A 16,831-nucleotide genomic window follows, 5' to 3' on the forward strand; every position below is an offset into this window, starting at 1 on the left:
ATGGCCCGTATCGGGTGATTTTCAACCCTCGCGCCGGCCGCCGGGGGCGGCAGGGCGAGCTTTGTTGCAACTCTCACCGCAGCGGCGGACGCAACGTGCAGCTCAGGCCTTCCTGGCGGCTTCGCGGTACACCAGCAGCGGCGGCTTGTTTTCCTCGATGGTGGATTCGTCCACGACGACCTTGTCCACGTTGGAGGTGTTGGGCAGCTCGAACATCGTGTCGATCAGGGATTGCTCCAGGATCGAGCGCAGGCCGCGGGCGCCGGTCTTGCGCGCCAGCGCCTTCTTGGCAATGGCCTTGAGGGCACTGGGCCTGATCTCCAGGTCCACGCCCTCCATCGCCAGCAGCTTGCCGTACTGCTTGACCAGCGCGTTCTTCGGCTCGGTGAGGATCTGCACCAGGGCGTCTTCGCTCAGCTCCGCCAGGGTGGCGACCACCGGCATCCGGCCGACCAGTTCCGGGATCAGGCCGAACTTGATCAGGTCTTCCGGCTCCACCTCGCGGAACATGTCCGACAGGCTGCGCTGCTTCTTGCTCTTGACGGTGGCGCCGAAGCCGATGCCCGACGACTCGGTGCGCTGCTCGATGACCTTTTCCAGCCCGGAGAAGGCGCCGCCGCAGATGAACAGGATGTTGGTCGTGTCGATCTGCAGGAAGTCCTGGTTCGGGTGCTTGCGCCCGCCCTGCGGCGGAACGCTGGCCATGGTGCCTTCGATCAGCTTGAGCAGCGCCTGCTGCACGCCCTCGCCCGAGACGTCACGCGTGATCGACGGGTTGTCCGACTTGCGCGAGATCTTGTCGATCTCGTCGATGTAGACGATGCCGCGCTGGGCCCGCTCTACCTCGTAGTTGCAGCTTTGCAGCAGCTTCTGGATGATGTTCTCGACGTCCTCGCCGACATAGCCGGCTTCCGTCAGCGTGGTGGCGTCCGCCATCACGAAGGGTACGTCCAGCATCCGCGCCAGCGTCTGGGCCAGCAGGGTCTTGCCCGAGCCGGTGGGGCCGATCAGCAGGATGTTGCTCTTGGTCAGCTCCACGTCGTCCTTCTTGGACTTTTCCTTGTGGCGCAGCCGCTTGTAGTGGTTGTACACGGCCACCGACAGCGTGCGCTTGGCCGCTTCCTGGCCGATCACGTAGTTGTCCAGGTTGGCCTTGATCTCGCCCGGCGTGGGCAGGTCGCCGCGCGCCTCCCGCGTCTCGTCGCCCGAAGGCAGCTCGTCGCGGATGATTTCGTTGCACAGGTCGATGCACTCGTCGCAGATGAACACCGACGGACCCGCGATCAGTTTCTTGACCTCATGCTGGCTCTTGCCGCAGAAGGAGCAATACAACGTCTTTTCGCCGGAAGAGCCTTTTTTCTCGGCCATGCACTATGCCTTTTAAAAGGAGTTTCTCAATGATAACCAAATAAAAAACGGCGCCTCCGATGCCGGGAAGCGCCGTTGCTGCAGTGCAACTCGCTCAGCAGGAGTTGCGCCGCGCCCCGCATTGTCGGTCAGGGACGCTTCGCGATCACCTGGTCCACCAGCCCGTAGGCCTTGGCTTCGTCGGCATCGAGGAAATAGTCACGCTCGGTGTCGCGCTCGATCTTCTCCAGCGGCTGGCCGGTGCGCTCGGCCAGGATGCGGTTCATCACGGCCTTGGTCTTGAGGATGTCGCGGGCGTGGATCTCGATGTCGGTCGCCTGGCCCTGGGCCCCGCCCAGCACCTGGTGGATCATGACCTTGGAGTTGGGCAGCGAGAAGCGCTTGCCCTTGGCGCCGGCGGCCAGCAGGAAGGCGCCCATGCTGGCGGCCATGCCCGTGCACAGCGTGGAGACGTCCGGCTTGATGAAGTTCATGGTGTCGAAGATGGCCATGCCGGCGCTGACGCTGCCGCCAGGGGAGTTGATGTAGAAGGAAATGTCCTTGTCCGGGTTCTCGCTCTCCAGGAACAGCAGCTGGGCGACCACCAGGTTGGCGGTCTGGTCGTTGACCGGGCCGACCAGGAAGATGACCCGCTCGCGCAGCAGGCGCGAATAGATGTCGTAGGAACGCTCGCCGCGTCCGGACTGCTCGATGACGATCGGCACCATGCCGAGGGCCTGGGTTTCAAGTGCGCTCATGGGAATTGACTCCGGTTGTCTGTCGCTACTGTAGCGAAAAGGGAAAGCTGCAAAGCAAATGGGGCCTGCGCCCCGGACTGCAAGGTCCGGCAACAGGCCCCATTGGCTGGAAGGCGCGGGCTCAGGCCTGCTGTCCCATCAGGTCCTCGAAGGAGATCGACTTGTCGGTGACCTTGGCCTTGCCCAGCACGAAGTCGGTCACGTTGTTCTCGATCACGATCGCCTCGACTTCGGCCAGCCGGCGGTTGTCGCTGTAATACCAGCGCACCACGTCTTCCGGCTTCTCGTAGCTGGCGGCAAGCTCTTCCACGTGGGTCTTGATCTGCTCCGGCTTGGCATGCAGGTCGTTGGAGCGCACCAGCTCCGCCACCACCAGGCCCAGGCGCACGCGGCGCTCGGCCTGCGGGCGGAACATGTCCTCGGGGATCGGCGCCTTGTCGGCGTCCTTGATGCCGCGCTGCTTGAGGTCGGCGCGGGCACCCTCGATCATGCGGTCCACTTCGGACTGCACGCTGGACTTGGGCAGGTCCAGTTCGGCCTTGGCCACCAGAGCGTCCATCACGGCCTGCTTGTTGCGGGCCAGCAGGCGGAACTTCACCTCGCGCTCGAGGTTCTTCTTGATGTCGGCGCGCAGCCCTTCCACCGTCGCGTCGGCGATGCCCAGCGACTTGGCCAGCGCCTCGTTAACTTCCGGCAGGTTGGCCGCTTCGATCTTCTTGACCGTGACCATGAAGTCGGCCGACTTGCCGGCCACTTCCTTGCCGTGGTAATCGGCCGGGAACGCCAGCGGGAAGGTCTTGCTCTCGCCGACCTTCATGCCGCGCACCGCTTCCTCGAATTCCTTGAGCATCTGGCCGTCGCCGATCAGGAACTGGAAGTCCTCGGCCTTGCCGCCCTGGAACGGCTCGCCGTCGATCTTGCCTTCGAAGTCCACCGTCACGCGGTCGCCATCCTGGGCCGCGGCATCGTGCGGACGCTGGGCGAAGGTGCGGCGCTGCTTGCGCAGGATGTCCACCGTGCGGTCGATGGCGCTCTCGGTGACGTCTGCCGTCACGCGCTCCACTTCGGCACCGGCGAGGTCGCCGATCTTGACTTCCGGAAACACCTCGAAGATCGCGTCGAACGCGAGCTCGCCTTCGGGCGACTGTTCCTTCTCGGTGATCTTGGGCTGGCCCGCCACCCGCAGCTTGGCCTCGTTGGCGGCCTGGGCGAACGCCTCGCCGACCTTGTCGTTCATCACTTCGTAATGCACCGAGTAGCCGTAGCGCTGGGCCACGACGTTCATCGGTACCTTGCCCGGGCGGAAGCCGTCCATCTTGACGGTGCGCGCCAGGCGCTTCAGGCGGGAGTCCACTTCCGACTGGATGACGTTGACGGGCAGCGTCAGCGTGATTTTTCGTTCCAGCTTGTCGAGGGTTTCAACGTTCACGGCCATAAGTTCTCTCTTGAGGTAAATCTGTCTGGTGAGTCAGTCTCTGGTGCGCGGGGGGGGACTCGAACCCCCACACCATTGCTGGCGTCAGGACCTAAACCTGGTGCGTCTACCAATTTCGCCACCCGCGCTGAGCTGAAATCGGACGCGGGCAGCCAGGGAAGCCCCGACCGCCCGCCCAAATTCGGTCAACCGCGCATTTTACCCGGGAACGGGGACGGTTCCCGCGATCGGGTGACGCGCGGCGGGGTCATCTTCCCGTTTCACCCGGAACCAGGCGGCATACATCGCCGGCAGCGCCAGCAGCGTCAGCACCGTCGCGACCACCAGTCCGCCCATGATCGCCACCGCCATCGGCCCCCAGAACACCGAGCGCGACAGCGGGATCATGGCCAGCACCGCGGCCGCCGCGGTCAGCACGATCGGGCGCAGGCGCCGCACCGCGGATTCGACGATCGCATCCCAGGCCGGCACCCCGCGGGCGCGGTCCTGCTCGATCTGGTCGATCAGGATCACCGAGTTGCGCTGGATCATCCCCATCAGCGCGATCACGCCCAGCAGCGCGACGAAGCCGAACGGCCGACCCAGCAGCAACAGCGCCGCCGCCACGCCGGCAATGCCCAGCGGCCCGGTGATGAACACCAGCATCGCCCGGCTGAAGCTGTGCAACTGCAGCATCAGCAGCGTGAAGGTGATGAACAGCATGATCGGGATGCCGGCGGCGATCGACGACGAGCCCTTGGAGCTCTCCTCCACCGCCCCCGCCACCTGGATCTTGTAGCCGGCCGGCCACTTCGCTTCCACCGCGCGCAGCCTGGGCAGCAGTTCGTCGGTGACGGTGGCGCCCTGCAGGCCCTCGACGATGTCGCCCTGCACCGTGATCGCATAGTCGCGGTTCTCGCGCCACATCACGCCCGGCTCCCAGGTGAACACCGGCTTGGCGATCTGGGTCAGCGGAATCGACTTGCCCGAGGCCGTCGGCAGGTAGGCGTTGCCGATGTCGGTGATCGCGCTGCGCTCTTCCAGCGGCTGGCGCAGCACGATGTCGATCAGCTTGTCGCCCTCGCGGAACTGGCCGACCGTGCTGCCGGCCAGCAGCGTGCGGGCCGCCTGCGCGATCGACTGGCTGGTGACGCCCAGCGCGCGCGCCTTGGACTGGTCCACTTCCAGCCGCAGCACCTTCACCGACTCGTTCCAGTTGTCGTTGACGCCCCGCGTGTTGGGGCTGCTGCGCATCACCGCCTTGACCTCGTCGGCGCGCAGCCGCAAGGCCAGCGGCTCGGGCCCGACCACGCGGAACTGCACCGGGTACGGCACCGGCGGGCCGTTGGGCAGCAGCTTGACCCGCCCGCGCACTTCGGGGAATTCGGTGGCCAGCAACGCCGGCAGCTTGATGCGCAGCGACTCGCGCACCTTCAGGTCCTTGGGCACCACGATGAACTGCGACACGTTGGTCTGAGGGAACACCTGGTCCAGCGGCAGGTAGAAGCGCGGAACGCCCGAGCCGATCCAGGTGCTGACAGTGTCGACGCCGGGCTCGTTGCGCAGCCGCTGCTCCACCCGCTTGGCGGTCTGCTCGTTGGTCGCGAACGAGGTGCCTTCCGGGAACCAGATGTCGACCATGATTTCGGGCCGGCTCGAATCCGGGAAGAACTGCTGCTGCACGATCCCCATGCCGGCGATGCCCAGCCCGAAGCTCAGCACCGTGGCGCCGATGGTGATCCAGCGGTGCTCCACGCACCAGTCCACCGTGCGGCGGAAGCGGTTGTAGAACGGGCTGTCGAACAGCTCGTGCGGCGTGTCGTGCTCGGCGTGCGGCTTGGTCTTGAGCAGCAGCGTGCCCAGGTAAGGCACGAAGTAGACCGAGACCAGCCAGCTGAGCACCAGCGCGATCACCGTCACCGCGAAGATGGCGTAGGTGTATTCGCCGACCGTGGAGCGGGCCAGGCCGATCGGCAGGAAGCCGGCGGCGGTGATCAGGGTGCCGGTCAGCATCGGCATCGCGGTGATCTCGTAGGCGAAGGTGGCGGCGCGCACCTTGTCGTAGCCCTCCTCCATCTTGCGCACCATCATCTCCACCGCGATGATCGCGTCGTCCACCAGCAGCCCCAGCGCGATGATCAGGGAGCCCAGCGAGATCTTGTGCAGGCCGATGCCCAGGTAGTCCATCGCCAGGAAGGTGACGGCCAGCACCAGCGGGATGGTGATGCCCACCACCAGGCCCGGCCGCATGTCCACGTACCAGCGCTTCCACCAGGGCACGCCGGCGCCCGGGCGCTTGTGCAGGCCCAGGCTGATGAAGCTCACCGCCAGCACGATCACCACCGCCTCGATCAGGGTGCGGACGAATTCGTTGACCGAGCTGGCCACCGAGCGCGGCTGGTCCTGGATCTGGACCAGCTTGATGCCGGCCGGCAATCCGTCCTCGATCCGGTTGCCCATGGTCTTGAGCGCCTTGCCCAGGCCGATGATGTCGCCGCCCTTGGCCATCGACACCCCCAGCGCGATCACCTCCTTGCCCTGGTGGCGCACCTTGACAACCGGCGGATCGATGTAGCCGCGCTTGATCTCGGCGATGTCGCCCAGGCGCAGCTGGTTGCCCGAGCTGCCCCGGATCGGCATGCTGCGCAACTGGTCCACCACCTCGAACTGGCCGCCGACGCGCACCTGCACCGTGTCCAGCGGCGTCTGCACCGCGCCGGCGGATTCCACGGCGTTCTGCTGGCCCAGCTGCTGCAGCACCTGGTTGATGTCCAGGCCCAGCTGCGACAGCCGCTGTTGCGACAGCTCGACGTAGAGCTTCTCGTCCTGCACGCCGAACAATTCCACCTTGGCCACGTCCGGCACGCGCAGCAGCTGCTGGCGGACGTCGTCGGCGAAGCTCTTGAGTTCGGCGTTGCTGAAGCCGCCGTCCGATTCCAGCGCGTAGATCACGCCGTAGACGTCGCCGAAGTCGTCGTTGAAGAACGGCCCCTGCACGCCGCCCGGCAGCGTGATCTTCATGTCGCCGATCTTCTTGCGCACCGTGTACCAGACGTTGGGCACGTCGGCGGCCCGCGAGGAGTCCTTGATCTGGAAGATCACCTGCGACTCGCCAGGCTTGGAATAGCTGCGGATGATGTCGGAGTAAGGCACCTCCTGCAGCGTGCGCTCGATCTTGTCGGTGACCTGCTCGGCCACCTGCTGCGCGGTGGCGCCGGGCCAGTAGGTCCGCACCACCATCGCGCGGAAGGTGAACGGCGGGTCCTCGTCCTGCCCGAGCTGGAAGAACGCCGCCGCGCCCAGCAGCATCAGCACGATCATCAGGTAGCGGGTGAGCGCCGGATGGTCCAGCGCCCACTTCGACAGGTTGAAGCCCGGCCCGGGCTCGCTGCCGGTCATGGCCGGCTCGCCGCAGCCATGGGCAGGGCCGCAGGCGGCGCCAGCCGGTCCTGGTAGATCGTCACCTTCTGGCCGGGCGACAGCACGTGCACGCCGGCGGACACCACCAGCATGCCGGGCTGCAGGCCGGAAGCGATCACCGCGTCGTTGCCGTCGGCGGTCGCGACCTGGATCGGCTGCGAGCGCAGCGTCATGGTCTTCGGATCGAGCACCCACACCGCGGTGGCCAGGCCGTCCTGGCGCAACGCGCTGGTCGGCAGCTTGATGACGCTGGCGCCGGCGTGGCCCAGCGATTTCGGCAGCACCGAGACCGTGGAGCCCAGCGCCGGCGCGTCCGGCCCCTCCACCGCCACCTTGACCTGGAAGGTGCGCGTCACCGGATCGGCGCTGGCCGACACCTCGCGCACCTTGCCGGCCAGCGTCTTGCTGCCGGCCCAGATCCGCACGACCACGTCGGAGCCGGTGCGCACCAGCGCAACCTTGTCTTCCGGCACCGAAAACACCACGTCGCGCGGGCCGTCCTGCGCGATCCGCAGCACCGGCGCGCCGGCCGCCACCACCTGCCCCGGCTCGGCGTCGATGCCCGTGACCACGCCGGAGGCATCGGCCACCAGCGTGGCATAGGCGGCCTGGTTGCGCTGGGCCGCCAGTTGCGCCTGCGCCTGGTCGAACTGCGCCTGCGCCGCCTTGAGGGTGGTCTCGCGCCGTTCCAGGTCGGCGCCGCTGATGAAGTTCTGGTCCTTCAGCGCGGCGTAGCGCTTGAAGTCGGCGGCTGCCAGTTCGCGGTTGGTCTGCGCCGCCGCCACCTGGGCCCGGGCGGCGTCGGCCGCCAGCCGCAGGTCCTGCGGATCGAGCTGCGCCAGCACCTCGCCGGCCCTGACCCGCTGCCCCAGTTCGGCTTGCCGGCGCACCAGCTTGCCGGCCACCCGGAAGCCCAGCCGCGATTCGATCCGCGCCTTCACCTCACCGGCGAATTCGGGAGTGGACTCGAAGCTGCTGGTGCCGACGGTCAACACTTTCACGGCGCGAATCGGCTCCTGGGGCGCCGGTGCGGGCGAGCAGGCGGCGAGCGCCAGGGCGAACGAAAGGCTGAAGCTGGACTGCAGGAGGCTGGAGCGGGGCAATGGCATGGCGAACCTGCTGCGCAAACAGCAAAACATTAATGACTGACTGGTTAGTAATCTAGGAGAAGCGGTTCTGGCTGTCAAGCGACAATCGATGAGTGAACACCAGCCTGCGCCTGTCGCCCCGAGGGGTCGACCACTACGAGAACTTCCCCGTCGCCTCCTGGCTCTGCCCGGCGCGGCTGCGCCCGGCGGTGGCCGCGATCTACGGTTTCGCCCGCACCGCCGACGATATCGCCGACGAGGGGACGGACAGCGCATCGCAGCGCATGGCCGACCTCTCCACCTTCGGCGCCGACCTGGATGCCTGCTACGCCGGCCGCCCCGACAGCGGGCGCTGGCCCTGCGTCTTCATTCCGCTGCGCGGCGCGGTGCGCGACTTCAGCCTGCCGCAGCGCCCGCTGGCCGACCTGCTGTCGGCCTTCGAGCAGGACGTCGCCAAGAGCGCGGCCGGCGCCGGCTATGCCAACCGCGCCGAGCTGCTGGATTACTGCGGGCGCAGCGCCAACCCGGTCGGCCGCCTGCTGCTGCATCTCTATGGCATCAGCGACAGCGCGGCGCTGGAGCGCAGCGACGCCGTCTGCACCGCGCTGCAGCTGGTCAACTTCTGGCAGGACGTCGGCCTGGACGTGGTGCGCGGGCGCTATTACCTGCCGGCCGAGGACCTGCAGCGCCACGGCCTGGACCCGGCGCGGCCGTCGACCTGGGCGGTCCACCGCGAAGCGCCCAAGCTGATCGCGGAATTCGCGCACTGGACCCGCAGCCTGATGGACAGCGGCGCGCCGATCGTGCACCAGGTCCCCGGCCGGGCCGGCTGGGAGCTGCGGCTGGTGGTGCAAGGCGGACTGCGCACGCTGGACCGGATCGAAGAGATGGGGTTCAACACCTTCGCGGCCCGCCCCGCGCTGGGGCTGGCCGACTTCCCGGCGATGCTGTGGCGCAGCCTGCGCATGTGACGGTGCGTGCAAGCGAGAATCGGGGCTCCATGACGCCCGAGCAATACGTCCAGCAGAAGGCCGCCGCCTCGGGCAGCAGCTTCTATTACGCCTTCCTGTTCCTGCCGCCGCAGCGGCGGGCAGCGATCACCGCCTTCTATGCCTTCTGCCGCGAAGTGGACGACGTGGCGGACGAAGTGACCGACCCCGGCGTGGCGCGCACCAAGCTCGCGTGGTGGCATGCCGAAGTGGCGCAGTCCTTCGCCGGCAAGCCGAGCCACCCGGCGATGAAGGCGCTGATGCCCTGCACCCAGCCCTTCGGCATCGAGCAGCGCCAGCTGCAGGCCGTGATCGAGGGCTGCGAGATGGACCTGGACCAGACCCGCTACCTCGATTTCCCCAACCTCGAGCGCTATTGCCACCTGGTGGCCGGCGTGGTGGGCGAAGTGTCGGCGCGCATCTTCGGCCAGAGCGAGCCGCAAACCACGGCCTATGCGCACAAGCTGGGGCTGGCGTTCCAGCTCACCAACATCATCCGCGACGTCGGCGAGGACGCGCGGCGCGGCCGCATCTACCTGCCGGTCAGCGAGCTGCAGCAGTTCGACGTCAAGGCCCACGAGATCCTCAAGGGCAGCTACTCGGAGCGCTTCACGGCGCTGATGCAGTTCCAGGCCCAGCGCGCGCACCGGCTGTACGACGAAGCGCTCGCGCTGCTGCCGGCGACCGACCGCCGGGCCCAGAAGCCCGGGCTGATGATGGCCAGCATCTACCGCACCCTGCTGCGCGAGATCGAGCGCGACGGCTTCCAGGTGCTGCACCAGCGGGTCAGCCTGACCCCGCTGCGCAAGCTCTGGCTGGCCTGGAAAGTCCAGGCGCTCGGCAGGGCATGAGAGCCCCCACGCTTGCCACTGCGTGGGCCGCGCTGCCCCCCGGGCGGGCGTTCGCGGCTGGGGGCGGCCCGGCGCCGCTCATATGAGGCTTGCCGTCATCGGCGCCGGCTGGGCCGGGCTGGCAGCCGCGGTGGCCGCCACGCGGGATGGCCGGCAGGTCACGCTGTTCGAGAGTTCGCGCGTCCTCGGCGGCCGGGCACGCAGCCTGCCGCTGGCGCTGCCCGATGGATCGCAGTTGGTGCTGGACAACGGCCAGCACATCATGATCGGTGCCTACACCGCAACGCTGCAGCTGATGCACGACATCGGCGTCGACCCGGCGCAGGTGCTGCTGCGCCTGCCGCTGACGCTGCGCTTTCCCGATGGCGACGGCCTGGCCCTGCCCCACTGGCCGGCGCCGCTGGATGCGGCCTGGGGCATCGCCAGCGCGCGCGGCTGGAGCGTGCGCGACAAGACCTCGATGCTCGCGGCCTCGCTGCGCTGGCAGCTGGCACGCTTCCGCTGCGATCCGTCGGCGACGGTCACGCGGCTTTGCGAGGGCCTGACGCCGCGCGTGATGGAGCAGCTGATCGAGCCCTTGTGCGTCTCGGCGCTGAATACCCCGGCAGCGCGCTCCAGCGGAGAGGTGTTCCTGCGGGTGGTGCGCGATGCGCTGTTCGGCAAGGGCCATGGATTCTGGGGCGGCTCCAACCTGCTGCTGCCGAAGGTAGACCTCGGGCGGTTGTTCCCGCATGCCGCCGGCCAGTGGCTGGCCGGGCGCGGCGCCCGGGTGCTGACAGGCCGCCGGGTGCAGCAGATCGGGCCGCACGCGTCGGGCTGGCTGGTCGACGGCGAGCCCTTCGATGCCGTGCTGCTCGCCTGCCCGCCCTGGGAGGCCGAGCGGCTGGTGCACGCCGCCGCCATCGAGGCTGGCGAGTGGCTGCGCCGCGCCGCCGCGCTCACGCACGAAGCGATCGCCACCGTCTACGTCACCGGCGGCCCCAGGCTGCCGCTGCCGATGCTGGCGCTGCATTCGAACGAGAGTGCGCCGGCGCAGTTCGCGTTCGACCGCAGCCAGCTCGGCGGCCCGCAGGGCCTGCTCGCCTTCGTCGTCAGCGCCAGCCCGCGCGAGCGCGACATCTTGCAGCAGCAGGTGCTCGCGCAGGCAGCCGCGCTCGGCTGGAGCGGCCTCATCCCGGTGCAGACGGTGGTGGAGCGGCGCGCAACCTTCGCCAGCGTCCCGGGCCTGCTGCGACCGGCGATGCAGGTGGGGCCCGGACTGCTGGCCTGCGGCGACTATGTGGACGGCCCCTATCCGGCGACCATCGAAGGCGCGGTGCGCTCGGCGCTGCTCGCCGTTGCTTCAGTGCGCTGACGCGCCCTGCCATGGCGCGGTGCCCGACAGCAGCAGCGCGAGCATGCGGTGCTCGCCTTGCGGCACCGCGGCGGGCTTAGGGTTAGCCCGCGTGCGAGCCCCTTGCGAGCGCCGCAAAGTTTGACGGCCTGGCGCTTGCGGGCGCCGGGCCAACAACCAATGGAGGCCCCATGTTCGATCAAAGACTCAACCCGCTCGCCGCAGTCGCGCTGGTCCTCACGCTGGGCGCGGCCCTGCCGGCAGCGGCACAGATGCAGAACATCGACAAGCTCAAGCAGATGAAGGTGTCGGGCACCGACCCCAACATCCCGATGGTGCCGCAGACCGGCAAGAACGCCGACCAGTTGCGCGAGAACCTCAAGCGCATCAAGCTGCCGCCGGGCTTCAAGATCGACCTGTACGCGGTGGTTCCCGATGCCCGCATGATCGCGGTCGCGCCGTCGACCAACATGATGTTCGTGGGCACCCGCAAGTCCAACGTCTGGGCCGTGACCAACCGCAACAGCGGCGACACCGCGACCGAGGTCAAGGAATTCGCGCCGTCGCTGAAGTTCCGCAATCCGAACGCGGTGTGCTGGACCAGGGACGGCTTCCTGATCGTGGTCGAGACCAACCGCGTCTACACCTTCCCGGCGGCGGAGTTCTTCTACGAAGGCGCCGACGTCGCGGTCGGCGAAGTGGTGCCGCAGGGAGAGCTCATTCCCGTGGACGAAGAGTCGTTCAACCACAGCGGACGCGTGTGCCGCATCGGGCCCGACAACAAGCTGTACATCACGCTCGGCCAGCCGTTCAACGTGCAGCCGCGCGAGAAGCTGGCGCTGTACACGAAAGTGGGCATCGGCGGCATCATCCGCATGAACATCGATGGCACGGGCCGGGAGGTGTATGCCACCGGAGTGCGCAACTCCGTCGGCATGGACTTCAATCCGAAGGACAAGACCTTGTGGTTCACCGACAACCAGACCGACGGAATGGGCGACGACATCCCGATGGGCGAGATCAACCGGGCGACCCAGCCCGGCCAGTTCTTCGGCTACCCCTACATCGTCAGCAAGACCCGGATCACCGAGAACGGCTACGACAAGGATCCGCTGCCCGCCAACACGGTCCATCCCCAGGTGATGACCGATGCCCACGCCGCCGACCTCGGCATGGCCTTCTACACCGGCCGGCAATTCCCGGCGAAGTACCAGGGCGGCTTCTTCTCGGCCCAGCATGGCTCGTGGAACCGCACCAAACCCATCGGGGCGCGGGTGCTGTTCACATCGCTCAAGGCCGACGGCACTGCCGACAGGACGGAGGTGTTCGCGCAGGGATGGCTCGACGAGGACACCGGCACCTATCGGGGCCGCCCGGTGGACGTGGCGGTGGCCAAGGACGGCTCGCTGTTCGTCTCCGACGACTACGCGGGCGCCATCTACCGCATCACCTACAGCGGCCAGTGAATCCCGGTCGCGTCGCTGCGCTGTCGGTGGCGGCGCTGCTGGCCTGGCCGGCACTTGCCGGCGAAGTGGCAGCGGGCCGCGCCAAGGCCAATGCCTGCGCGGTGTGCCACGGCCCGATGGGGCTGGCCACGCTGCCCGACGCGCCGAACCTGGCGGGCCAGTCGGCGCTCTACCTGGCGGCGCAGCTCAAGGCCTATCGCGCCGGCACCCGCCGGCACGAAGTGATGTCGCTGATGGCCAAGACCCTGAGCGACGCCGACATCGACGACCTCGCGAGCTGGTATTCGTCGCTCAAGGTCCGGGTGGATCCGGTCCCCTGAATCCGGCTAAGCCGGCTGGCGCCACAGCGCGCAGAGTTCTTCCAGGCCGGTGACGGTCAGGTTGGGTGTCGTCTCGTGCGGCCACAGGTGGTCGGACCGATTGAGCCAGGCGCATTGCATGCCGGCGTTCAGCGCCCCCAGGCCGTCGAGCGTGGCGTCGTCGCCGACGTGCAGCACGTCCTGCGGCACCAGGTCCAGCGCGCCGGCCGCCGCCAGGAAGATCCGCGGGTCCGGCTTGCCGACGCCGAACTCGCGGGCCGAGATCGAGGCGCGGAAATAGTGCGCCAATCCCACCTTGGCGACGTCGGCGTTGCCGTTGGACACGCTCACCAGCGGAAAGCGCGCCGACAGGAAGTCCAGCGTGGCGAGCGCGTCGTCGAACAGCGTGACGCGCTGGCGCTCCTCGAAGAAGACGTCGAACGCCGGTTCGGCCAGCTGCGGGTTCTCGCCGGCGCGCTGCAGCGCCAGCCGGATCGATTCGCGGCGCAGCGCGCTGAGGTCGGACTTGAGGTCGGGGCGGGTCATCCCGATCTCGCTGCGGATCTCGCTCAGCGCGCCGGAACCGGAGAACATCGCGGCCGCCATCGGTGCATGGAATCCCAGCCAGTCGTGCAAGGCCTTCTCGGCCCGTTCGATGGTGGGCCAGATCGGCCACAGGGTGTCGTCCAGGTCGAACGAGATGGCCTTGATTTTCGAAACGTCAAGCATGCGGTGAGAATAGCTGATGCCCTTTGCTCCCGAACCCGCCTTCCAGCACGGCCAGCCGCAGACGACCGGCGTGCTCTATTGCAACCTCGGCACGCCCGATGCGCCGACCGCGCCGGCGGTGCGGCGCTACCTGAAGGAATTCCTCAGCGACCCGCGGGTGGTGGAGATCCCGCGCGCCGCCTGGCTGCCGATCCTGTACGGCGCGATCCTGCCGTTGCGGCCGGCCAAGTCGGCCGCCAAATACGCCACCATCTGGACCAAGGACGGCTCGCCGCTGAAGGTGTGGACCGCGAAGCAGGCCACGCTGCTGCAAGGCTGGCTGGGCGAACACGGCCACCGGGTCAAGGTCCGCTACGCGATGCGCTACGGCAGTCCGTCGATCGCCTCGCAGCTGGACGCGCTCAAGGCCGAGGGCGCGACGCGCATCCTGGTGCTGTCGGCCTATCCGCAGTATTCGGGCACGACCACCGCCAGCGTCGTCGATGCGGTGAACGACTGGGCCGGCCGCGTCCGCAGCATCCCCGAACTGCGCTTCGTCAACCGCTACCACGACGACCGCGGCTACCTCGCCGCGCTGGCCGCGCGCATCCAGCGCCATTGGGCCGAGCACGGCCAGCCGGACCACTTCGTCATGAGCTTCCACGGCGTGCCGCAGCGCACGCTGCAGCTGGGCGACCCGTACCACTGCGAGTGCCACAAGACCGCGCGCATGCTGGCCACCTGGCTGCAACTGGAGCCGGAGCGCTACAGCGTCACCTTCCAGTCGCGCTTCGGCAAGGCCAAGTGGCTGGAGCCGTACACCGAACCGACGCTGGTCGCGCTGGCGCGCAAGGGCGTCAGGCGGGTGGACGTCGCCTGCCCCGGCTTCACCGCCGATTGCCTGGAGACGCTGGAGGAGATCGCGCAGGAAGGCCGCGACGCGTTCCTGCAGGCCGGCGGCAAGAGCTTCGAGTTCATTCCCTGCCTGAACGACGACCCGGCCTGGATCGCGGCGCTGGGCGCCATCGCCGTGCGTCACCTGCAGGGATGGCCGACCGAACAGGCGCCGGACAAGGCGGGGCTCGCGGCCTCGAAGGCGGCGGCGCTGGCGATGGGCGCGGAGCGATAGCTGCCACCCGGCGCAGCAACACTAACGGGGTTCGTGCTGCTCGATGAAGCCGGCGACCAGATCGAGCTGCCCGGGCACGTTGAGCGCCGGGGCGTGGCCGCAACCGGGCACTTCCACCACCCGCGTCAGCCCGCGCAGGCCCGGGCCGCGGCGCAGCATCTCGTCGACGGCGTCGGGCAGCACCAGGTCCGACTCGGCGCCGCGCAGGCAGAGCACCGGCACCTCGATGGCGTCGTAGTGCTCCCAGATGTCGTAGTCGTTCGGATGGTCGATGAACTGCCGCACCATCGCCGGGTCGTAATGCGGCGTCAGCCGGCCGTCGGGCAGCCGCCGCGTGGAGGTCTCGGCCAGCCGGCGCCACTGCGCGTCGCTCAGCCAGCCGAAGGGCCGGTAGACCTGGCGATAGAACGCCTCCAGTTCGCGCATGGTGGCGAAGGCTGGCGGGTTGCCGGCATAGGTGCGGATGCGCTCCACTGCGGCGGCAGCGAGCCGCGGCGCGTTGTCGTTGAGCACCAGGCTGCGGATGCGGCCCTTCAGCGCAGGCTGCAGCAGGCCGCCCGCGACCACCGTGCCGATGGCGCCGCCCATCGAGGTGCCGACCCAGTGGGCGTGCTCCACCTGCAGCCGGTCCAGCAGTTCGGCCGCCAGCCGCGCATAGAACGAGAGCTGGTATTCGTTGGCCGGGTCCGGGCTCCACTGGCTCAGCCCGCGGCCCAGCGTGTCCGGGCAGATCACGCGAAAGCGCTGGCTCAGGCGCTGCGCCAGTTCGTCCATGTCGCGGCCGGTGCGCGCCAGCCCGTGCCAGGCGATGACGGCGGTGCCGCTGCGCGGACCCCACTCGGTGTAGTGGATCTCGCGGCCGGCGCAGCTGGCGTATTCGGAGCGGAACGACATGCAGGCTCTCCTACTTCGGGTGGCCCAGGCGCAGCGCCCGCAGGCGCCCCACCACGCCGGTCGGGAAGTAATAGACCGACAGCACGAACAGCAGGCCCAGCCACAGCAGCCAGCGGTCCGGCGACAGCAGCGCCGACAGCCACGGCAGGCCGGCGGTGGCATCGCTGGCGAGCTTGAGCAGGTCCTGCAGGTAGCTTTGGGCGACGACGAAGATGCCGGCGCCGACGGCCGCGCCGTAGATCGTCCCCATGCCGCCGATCACCACGATCAGCAGCACGTCCAGCATGATCTCGAAGGACAGAGACGTGTCAGGCCCGTTGTAGCGCAGCCAGACCGCCAGCATCGCACCGGCGACGGTGGCGAACAGGGCCGACAGCACGCTGGAGGTCGTGCGATACACCACCACCCGGTAGCCGATCGCCTCGGCCCGGAACTCGTTCTCCCGGATCGCCTGCAGCACCCGGCCGAACGGCGAGTTGACGATCCGCAGCAGCGCCAGCAGCAGGAACAGCGCGCAGAAGAACAGCAGGTAATAGCAGATCAGCCGGCCGTCCAGCGTCACGCCCAGCAACGGCGTGTCCGACAGCTGGAAGCCGGGCGACAGCACCTCGGGCATCTTGAAGGTCAGGCCGTCCTCGCCGCCGGTGAAATCCGACAGCTGCGAGGCCAGCGTCTGGAACGCGGTGGCCACCGCCAGCGTGATCATCGCGAAGAAGATCGCCTTCACCCGCAGCGAGAACAGGCCGACCGCCAGCGACAGCACGAAGGACAGCGCCAGCGCCACCGCCAGTCCCGCCAACAGCGCCGGCCAGCCCGCGCCCATGCGGGTCGACGCGATGGCGATGCCGTAGGCGCCGATGCCGAAGAACATCGTCTGCGCGAAACTCACGATGCCGGTGTATCCGAGCAGCAGGTCGAAGCTGGCGACCAGCACGATGAACACCAGGATCTTGGCGGCGACGCTCAGCGCCTTGACGCCGGGAAACAGGAAGGGCGCGAAGGCCAGCGCCAGCAGCAGCGCCACCAGGATCACGGCCAGCACGCGGCTGCGCGGATAGTCGTTCGATAGCAGTCGGCTCAGCATGAGAAAGCCCGATCGTCCTGAGCTTGTCGAAGGAGGGAGAGAAGCCGCCTG

At 68.3% G+C, this 16,831-nt stretch carries 14 protein-coding genes and 1 tRNA gene; 6 read left to right on the top strand and 9 right to left on the bottom strand.

All coding sequences use genetic code 11. The features are described from left to right. Window positions 1-102 precede the first annotated feature (102 nt). From clpX to ACFPOE_RS09555, 6 genes are all read right to left on the bottom strand, one after another. A complete protein-coding gene (gene clpX / locus ACFPOE_RS09530) occupies window positions 103-1,368 on the bottom strand; it encodes an ATP-dependent Clp protease ATP-binding subunit ClpX (RefSeq protein ID WP_376849848.1) in 1,266 nt (421 codons plus the stop codon). 128 nt (window positions 1,369-1,496) lie between these two features. Beyond that, the gene (clpP, locus tag ACFPOE_RS09535; RefSeq protein ID WP_376849849.1) at window positions 1,497-2,105 is read right to left on the bottom strand and encodes an ATP-dependent Clp endopeptidase proteolytic subunit ClpP; all 609 of its coding nucleotides are present in this window, start codon (window positions 2,103-2,105) and stop codon (window positions 1,497-1,499) included. 121 nt (window positions 2,106-2,226) lie between these two features. Beyond that, complete coding sequence (gene tig / locus ACFPOE_RS09540) at window positions 2,227-3,540, bottom strand: trigger factor (RefSeq protein ID WP_376849850.1); 1,314 nt, start codon at window positions 3,538-3,540, stop codon at window positions 2,227-2,229. A gap of 41 nt (window positions 3,541-3,581) precedes the next feature. Next, window positions 3,582-3,668, bottom strand: a tRNA-Leu gene (locus tag ACFPOE_RS09545). Window positions 3,669-3,738: 70 nt separating this feature from the next. Further along, entirely contained in the window at window positions 3,739-6,918 is a 3,180-nt protein-coding gene (locus ACFPOE_RS09550) for an efflux RND transporter permease subunit (RefSeq protein WP_376849851.1), read from the bottom strand. Beyond that, a complete protein-coding gene (locus ACFPOE_RS09555; protein ID WP_376849852.1) occupies window positions 6,915-8,048 on the bottom strand; it encodes an efflux RND transporter periplasmic adaptor subunit in 1,134 nt (377 codons plus the stop codon). Before ACFPOE_RS09555 ends, ACFPOE_RS09550 begins: the two co-directional genes overlap by 4 nt. A gap of 92 nt (window positions 8,049-8,140) precedes the next feature. Here ACFPOE_RS09555 and hpnC point away from each other — a divergent pair, with 92 nt between their 5' ends. From hpnC to ACFPOE_RS09580, 5 genes are all read left to right on the top strand, one after another. Next, window positions 8,141-8,998, top strand: a complete 858-nt coding sequence (gene hpnC / locus ACFPOE_RS09560; protein WP_376849853.1) for a squalene synthase HpnC — start codon at window positions 8,141-8,143, stop codon at window positions 8,996-8,998. A gap of 29 nt (window positions 8,999-9,027) precedes the next feature. Continuing rightward, window positions 9,028-9,867, top strand: coding sequence for a presqualene diphosphate synthase HpnD (hpnD, locus tag ACFPOE_RS09565; protein ID WP_376849854.1), 840 nt, complete (start codon window positions 9,028-9,030; stop codon window positions 9,865-9,867). A gap of 82 nt (window positions 9,868-9,949) precedes the next feature. After that, a complete protein-coding gene (hpnE, locus tag ACFPOE_RS09570) occupies window positions 9,950-11,221 on the top strand; it encodes a hydroxysqualene dehydroxylase HpnE (protein ID WP_376849855.1) in 1,272 nt (423 codons plus the stop codon). A gap of 170 nt (window positions 11,222-11,391) precedes the next feature. After that, window positions 11,392-12,666 (top strand): PQQ-dependent sugar dehydrogenase, encoded by a 1,275-nt coding sequence (locus ACFPOE_RS09575; RefSeq protein ID WP_376849856.1) that lies wholly within the window; start codon window positions 11,392-11,394, stop codon window positions 12,664-12,666. Beyond that, window positions 12,663-12,986 carry a c-type cytochrome gene (locus tag ACFPOE_RS09580; RefSeq protein ID WP_376849857.1) on the top strand — a complete coding sequence of 108 codons (324 nt, stop codon included), beginning with the start codon at window positions 12,663-12,665 and terminating at the stop codon, window positions 12,984-12,986. Before ACFPOE_RS09575 ends, ACFPOE_RS09580 begins: the two co-directional genes overlap by 4 nt. A gap of 6 nt (window positions 12,987-12,992) precedes the next feature. Here ACFPOE_RS09580 and ACFPOE_RS09585 read toward each other — a convergent pair whose 3' ends face one another. Then, window positions 12,993-13,694 (bottom strand): HAD family hydrolase, encoded by a 702-nt coding sequence (locus ACFPOE_RS09585; RefSeq protein ID WP_376849858.1) that lies wholly within the window; start codon window positions 13,692-13,694, stop codon window positions 12,993-12,995. A 16-nt stretch (window positions 13,695-13,710) separates the two neighbouring features. Here ACFPOE_RS09585 and hemH point away from each other — a divergent pair, with 16 nt between their 5' ends. Continuing rightward, window positions 13,711-14,802, top strand: coding sequence for a ferrochelatase (gene hemH / locus ACFPOE_RS09590; RefSeq protein ID WP_376849859.1), 1,092 nt, complete (start codon window positions 13,711-13,713; stop codon window positions 14,800-14,802). Between the two features lie 21 nt (window positions 14,803-14,823). Here the strand turns inward: hemH and ACFPOE_RS09595 are convergent, their stop codons facing one another. Beyond that, a complete protein-coding gene (locus ACFPOE_RS09595) occupies window positions 14,824-15,696 on the bottom strand; it encodes an alpha/beta fold hydrolase (RefSeq protein WP_376849860.1) in 873 nt (290 codons plus the stop codon). A gap of 10 nt (window positions 15,697-15,706) precedes the next feature. Beyond that, on the bottom strand, window positions 15,707-16,780 hold the full coding sequence (locus tag ACFPOE_RS09600) for a branched-chain amino acid ABC transporter permease (RefSeq protein WP_376849861.1): 1,074 nt from the start codon (window positions 16,778-16,780) through the stop codon (window positions 15,707-15,709). Window positions 16,781-16,831 lie beyond the last annotated feature (51 nt).

The organism is Caenimonas terrae (assembly GCF_042655405.1).
Classification (GTDB): Bacteria; Pseudomonadota; Gammaproteobacteria; order Burkholderiales; family Burkholderiaceae_C; genus Ramlibacter; species Ramlibacter terrae_A.

Bases quoted from the DNA above. Each gene is read 5' to 3' on its own strand.
- clpX (WP_376849848.1), bottom strand. From the start codon at position 1,368: ATGGCCGAGAAAAAAGGCTCTTCCGGCGAAAAGACGTTGTATTGCTCC.
- clpP (WP_376849849.1), bottom strand. From the start codon at position 2,105: ATGAGCGCACTTGAAACCCAGGCCCTCGGCATGGTGCCGATCGTCATC.
- tig (WP_376849850.1), bottom strand. From the start codon at position 3,540: ATGGCCGTGAACGTTGAAACCCTCGACAAGCTGGAACGAAAAATCACG.
- ACFPOE_RS09550 (WP_376849851.1), bottom strand. From the start codon at position 6,918: ATGACCGGCAGCGAGCCCGGGCCGGGCTTCAACCTGTCGAAGTGGGCG.
- ACFPOE_RS09555 (WP_376849852.1), bottom strand. From the start codon at position 8,048: ATGCCATTGCCCCGCTCCAGCCTCCTGCAGTCCAGCTTCAGCCTTTCG.
- hpnD (WP_376849854.1), top strand. From the start codon at position 9,028: ATGACGCCCGAGCAATACGTCCAGCAGAAGGCCGCCGCCTCGGGCAGC.
- hpnE (WP_376849855.1), top strand. From the start codon at position 9,950: ATGAGGCTTGCCGTCATCGGCGCCGGCTGGGCCGGGCTGGCAGCCGCG.
- ACFPOE_RS09575 (WP_376849856.1), top strand. From the start codon at position 11,392: ATGTTCGATCAAAGACTCAACCCGCTCGCCGCAGTCGCGCTGGTCCTC.
- ACFPOE_RS09585 (WP_376849858.1), bottom strand. From the start codon at position 13,694: ATGCTTGACGTTTCGAAAATCAAGGCCATCTCGTTCGACCTGGACGAC.
- hemH (WP_376849859.1), top strand. From the start codon at position 13,711: ATGCCCTTTGCTCCCGAACCCGCCTTCCAGCACGGCCAGCCGCAGACG.
- ACFPOE_RS09595 (WP_376849860.1), bottom strand. From the start codon at position 15,696: ATGTCGTTCCGCTCCGAATACGCCAGCTGCGCCGGCCGCGAGATCCAC.
- ACFPOE_RS09600 (WP_376849861.1), bottom strand. From the start codon at position 16,780: ATGCTGAGCCGACTGCTATCGAACGACTATCCGCGCAGCCGCGTGCTG.